This is a genomic window from Thiothrix sp. UBA5583, assembly GCA_002425225.1.
GTDB classification, from domain to species: Bacteria; Pseudomonadota; Gammaproteobacteria; order Thiotrichales; family Thiotrichaceae; genus Thiothrix; species Thiothrix moscowensis.
Genome location: DILV01000024.1, coordinates 1 through 5,260, shown reverse-complemented (window position 1 = coordinate 5,260; position 5,260 = coordinate 1). Strand labels below are relative to the sequence as shown.

The 5,260-nt window shown below is 58.2% G+C and carries 5 protein-coding genes; all 5 read left to right on the top strand.

The window, feature by feature from the left end:
• Positions 1 to 2,801, top strand: a 2,801-nt coding sequence (locus tag B2U47_RS08420) for an AAA family ATPase (protein ID WP_296688318.1), incomplete at its 5' end; no start/stop codon positions are given.
• A gap of 82 nt (positions 2,802 to 2,883) precedes the next feature.
• Complete coding sequence (locus B2U47_RS08415) at positions 2,884 to 3,114, top strand: DUF6364 family protein (RefSeq protein WP_296675684.1); 231 nt, start codon at positions 2,884 to 2,886, stop codon at positions 3,112 to 3,114.
• Positions 3,104 to 3,541 carry a PIN domain-containing protein gene (locus tag B2U47_RS08410; protein ID WP_296675681.1) on the top strand — a complete coding sequence of 146 codons (438 nt, stop codon included), beginning with the start codon at positions 3,104 to 3,106 and terminating at the stop codon, positions 3,539 to 3,541. Before B2U47_RS08415 ends, B2U47_RS08410 begins: the two co-directional genes overlap by 11 nt.
• The gene (gene hypE, locus B2U47_RS08405; RefSeq protein WP_296675678.1) at positions 3,538 to 4,563 is read left to right on the top strand and encodes a hydrogenase expression/formation protein HypE; all 1,026 of its coding nucleotides are present in this window, start codon (positions 3,538 to 3,540) and stop codon (positions 4,561 to 4,563) included. Before B2U47_RS08410 ends, hypE begins: the two co-directional genes overlap by 4 nt.
• A 69-nt stretch (positions 4,564 to 4,632) precedes the next feature.
• Positions 4,633 to 5,256 (top strand): type I restriction-modification system subunit M N-terminal domain-containing protein, encoded by a 624-nt coding sequence (locus tag B2U47_RS08400; protein WP_296675675.1) that lies wholly within the window; start codon positions 4,633 to 4,635, stop codon positions 5,254 to 5,256.
• Positions 5,257 to 5,260: the final 4 nt, after the last annotated feature.

The window sequence follows — 5,260 nt, the reverse complement described above, 5'->3', positions numbered from 1 at the left end:
CCCTGCAAGCGCAAAGCAGCGTCTGGTCAGTGGCGTTTGACGGGGGGGGGCAACTGGCCTCCGGTTCGTATGACGGCACGGTGAAGCTGTGGGATGCCGAACAAGGCGTGCTTGCCAGGGTTTTGCTTGCAGGCGTTCGCGGTGTCTGGGCCAGCATTGCCAGAGATGGCGCTGTGCTGCGGGCGGATGATGGCAGCCTGTTGCGCACCGGCACATTGCTGGACGAAGGCAAATATCCGTATGAAGAACAGGAAACGGACAAGGATGGCAAACCCACCGGAAAAATACTGAAGAAGGAGGATGATTACAGCAGCTACCGTTGGCAGTACCTGGCTGCGCCTGACAGCAGCTCTGCCACCTGGAGCCTGCAAGCGGATACCGCCACTGTCGATCTACAAGCAGGCAAAGACGGCAAGGCAGCCACCTTCACTCTCAGCCTGACCAACACCGGCAGCCAACCGGTGCACCGCCCGCATATCCTGCCGACCACGGATGCTGAGGGCATACTACAGGTGATTCCCGCCAACCCTGAACCGGCTTACCCTCAACCTGCTGCCCTCTACGCCAGCACCTCGCTGATCCCACCAGGGCAAACCATCCGATTGGCGGCAAGGGTCATCCCCACCACTGACAAACCTGCCCCATCCGGCGAATATACTTTGCCCATCAAAGTCGGAGTCTCCGGCGGCACCAGCAAACAGGTGGATTTGCGCGTCAACCTCCAAACCCCGGATATTGCCGTCACCGGCACTGATTTCAGCAGCGACACCAACACCCTGAGTATCCAGCTAAACAATCAGGGCACGGCTGATCTGCCCAAAACCGATTTCTACCTGACCGACCCGCAAGGTGAACTTGACCTGCCGCGCCAGTCATTGGAAACCATCCGCGCCCAAACTGCCGCACCGCCGCTGGCTTTCACCCTGCCCAATGACATGAGCCGTGAGCAGCGCGACCGCCTGCAACTGAAAATCCGCCCGATGCAGCCGCCACTCTACACCCACTGGTACGTGCCGCTGGAAATCAATGTTATGCCCGCCCACCTGCAAATCCTGCTGGCGGTTCTGACGCTGGGTCTGTTGGGTTTCACCATTTTTTACTTCCGCCGCTACCGCCACCCGCTGGTGCTGGAACTCGGCGTACAACCGCAAGCCCTGCAGCGCTTGCCGCTGGAACAACTCACCGAAGCCCAACGGCGCCTGCAACAGACCGGGAGGCTTAATATCACCCTCGACAGCGCCGAAGTCAGCCAGGACACCTTCCAACATGCGCTGGATTTCCAGCAAGCCAGCGCGGAACAAAAAGCCCAATGGCTGGCAATGCGATTGGGCGGGCAATGGGGAGAAATCCCCTCTACCCCCCCTTTTGCAAAGGGGGGAACCGAAATCGCCAGCACGGCTGGCTCCTACGAAGATGTTCTTCCTCCCCCCTTTGCAAAAAGGGGGCTGGGGGGGATTTTCTCCCTCAAACTTCCCGAAACCTTCCCCCTCAATGCCGACCGCCTCCTGCTCTACTTCCCGACCGCCGACGCACAGGACGCCTTCACCCACCTGCAAGCTATCCCCCAAGCCGAAGGCCGCATCACCCTGATCATCGGCGCGGACAGCGCCTACCAGCGCAAACTGCTGACCACAACAATGGACTTGAGCAACAAATACGTTGCCCCGCAAAGCCGCCAACTGACCGAACTGCTGCTCAGCCCCCATGCCGACAGCGCTTTGGCTAAAATTATGTCAGAACAACTTTCCCTCAAACAGATTTCGCCCTACCAGATCGGCGGCGGTGTGAACAAGGAAGCCCTGTTCTTCGGGCGGCGCGAACTCATCGCCCAGATCGTCAACCGCGCCCCTGCCAATTACCTGTTGGTCGGCGGGCGGCAGATGGGCAAATCCACCCTGCTCAAAGCGTTGGAACGCCGCTATGCCACCAACCCGCAAGTACAATGCCTCTACCATACCCTGTCCAACGAAGTAATGGTTCCGCGCCTAGCCCGTGCCTTGCAGCTCGCCGACACCGACAATGCGGAAACCTTCGCCGCCGCGCTGGAGCAACGCATCCGCGACACCGGGCAACGTTTCATCTTCCTGATTGACGAAGCCGACCGCTTCATCGAACACGAACAAGCGCAAGGCTACCCCATCCTCAACGTATTCCGCCGCCTCAGCGAACAGGGCAATTGCAGTTTCATCCTCGCCGGATTCTGGCAGCTCTACCAGCACGCGGTACTCGACTACCAGTCACCGCTGCGCAATTTCGGCGAAGTGCTGGAAATCGGCGCACTCGAACGCGATGCCTGCCAGCAACTTGCCACCCAGCCGATGCAAACCATGAATCTCGGCTACGCCAGCGACACCATCGTGCAAGACATGATCGAAAAATGCGGGCAACGCGCCAACCTGATTGCCTGGGTATGCCATCAGTTGATCCAGAACCTGCCAGCCCAGCAACGCAGCATCGAAGCCGGTGACATCCACCGCGTACTCGACAGCCGCGACATGAGCAAGCGTTTGGAAGGCTGGGTCGTCGGCATCAGCGAACAGGAACAGCGCTACGACCGGCTGGTGGTCTACGCCACCATCGGCAAAGGCAGTTTCAGCACCGGCGAACTGATCCAGCAGTTGGAAGCACAACACCTCACCTTTGACGCAGCGGAACTGGAACGCACCCTGTCACGGCTGGAACTGGCGTTCATCCTCACCCGCGTCAGCAACCGCTGGCAATATTGCGTGCCGCTGTTCACCGACTACCTGCTGGCGGATGAGCCGGAGGTGAAGCTGGCAACGGTGTTGAAACAGTGGTGAAATAGCAGAGAACAACGTAGGCACGCCCCATTTGCCCGTGTTACACTGATCCCGTGTAACACGATATTGCAGGTATTCCACCATGAGCAACCTGACTATTTCCATTGATGAAACCATCCTCAAAAAAGCGCGGATGCGGGCGCTGGAAGACGGCACTTCCGTCAATGCCCTGTTACGTGACTATCTGGAACGCTACGTCAACAGTGGTCAACCTTACCAACAAGCCACCCAAACCCTGCTGGCAATAGCCAAACGCTCCACCGCCGCTAGTCAGGGACGCCGCTGGGCGCGGGACGAACTGTATGAGCGCTAACTGTTTCGCCGACACCAACCTACTGGTGTATGCCTTTGACAGCAGCGAGCCAGCGAAGCAGCAAATTGTCTTGCGCATCCTGGAAGAGCAGGGCGGCAATGGGCAACTGACTCTGAGTACCCAAGTGTTACAGGAGTTTTTCGTCACCGTTACCCGCAAGCTGGCTAAACCGCTGTCCATTGAGGATGCCTACGCCTGTATCCAGCAATTCGGGGTATATCCGATGGTACACATCACCCCGGAGCTAATCCTGCGGGCTATCAGCCGTACCCGTGATGATGCGTTTTCTTTCTGGGATAGCCTGATTGTGGAAGCAGCACTACAAGCGGGTTGCCAAACCCTGTTCAGCGAAGACATGCAAGATGGTCGACGCATTGGGCAGCTTGTGATCCAGAATCCGTTCAAACTTAAGGGGGACACTGCATGAACCTCATCGGCTCCATCACCCTCGCCCACGGCAGCGGCGGACGCGCCATGCACCAACTGGTCGACGACCTGATCCGCCAAACTTTCACCAATCCCTTGCTGGCAGAAGGCGAAGATCAAGCCCGCATCCCGCTGGCGGAACTCACCGCCAACGGCGACCGGCTGGCATTCACCACTGACTCCTACGTCGTCACCCCGCTGGAATTCCTCGGCGGCAATATCGGTACACTCGCCATCAACGGCACGGTCAACGATCTGGCAGTCGGTGGTGCGAAACCGCTGTACCTGAGCTGTGGTTTCATCATCGAGGAAGGGCTGGCACTGGCAACCTTCGCCCGCATCCTGCAAGCCATGAAACTGGCAGCGGATGAAGCCGGGGTGCAAATTGTCACTGGCGATACCAAGGTGGTGCAACGCGGCGGCGCAGACAAGCTGTTTATCAATACCGCCGGTGTTGGCGTGATTCCGGCAGGTTTCAACCCTTCCGCAGGACGCGCCCAACCCGGCGATGTGGTGATCGTCAACGGCTGGCTGGGCGACCACGGTGCTGCCATCCTCAATGCACGCGGCGATCTGGCGCTGGATGCCGACATCGAAACCGATTGCGCCCCACTGAATAAGCTGGTGGAAGCGATGTTTGCCGTCTGCCCCGACATCCACTGCCTGCGTGATGCCACCCGTGGCGGGCTGGCAACGGTGCTGAACGAATTTGCCGAACGTTCCGGCGTCGATTTCATGCTCAAGGAAGAACACCTGCCAATCCGCACCCCGGTGCGTGGTATGTGCGAAATCCTGGGATTAGACCCGCTCTACCTCGCCAACGAGGGCAAACTGGTCGCGGTGGTTCCGGCTGAATCGGCGCAAGCCGTACTGGCTGCGATGCAACGCATCCCCGAAGGTCGCGATGCCTGCATCATCGGCAAAGTCCTGGCAGGCAACGGTCATGTCATCCTGCAAACAGCTTTCGGTGGCGAACGGATTGTTGATATGCTGCCCGGCGAGCAGTTGCCGCGCATTTGCTGACCAATTCGCTGTTTCGCAGGTTTTTGGGGTATATTTCCTCTTCAAAATTTCCGCGCAAAAAGGCGAAACATGGCAATAACTCCGACCAGCAAACAATCCGGCAAAGGCTTTGAAGAATCCCTGTGGGATACTGCCAACAAACTGCGTGGCACGGTGGAATCTTCCGAATACAAACACGTCATCCTCAGCCTGATTTTCCTGAAATTCGCCAGCGACAAATTCGCCGACCGCGAGCAGGAGCTGATCGACGAAGGCAAGGAAGCCTACCTCGACATGGTGGAGTTCTACACCATGAAAAACGTGTTCTACCTGCCGGAACAAGCCCGCTGGATTTACATCCAGACTTACGCCAAACAACCCGACATTGCCCTCAAGGTCGACACCGCGCTGGCAACGCTGGAAAAGCACAACAAGGCATTGCGCGGCGCATTGCCGGACAATTACTTTTCCCGCCTCGGCCTTGACCCCAGCAAGCTGGCGGCACTGATTGACACCATCAGCAATATCGACACCACCCACGACAAGGAAAACGATGTAGTGGGGCGGGTATATGAATATTTCCTCGGCAAGTTTGCGGCGGCGGAGGGCAAGCTGGGCGGCGAGTTCTACACCCCCAAGTGCGTGGTTAACCTGATGGCGGAAATGATCGAGCCGTACAAGGGCAAGATTTATGACGGGTGTGACCGGAAGTGATGCA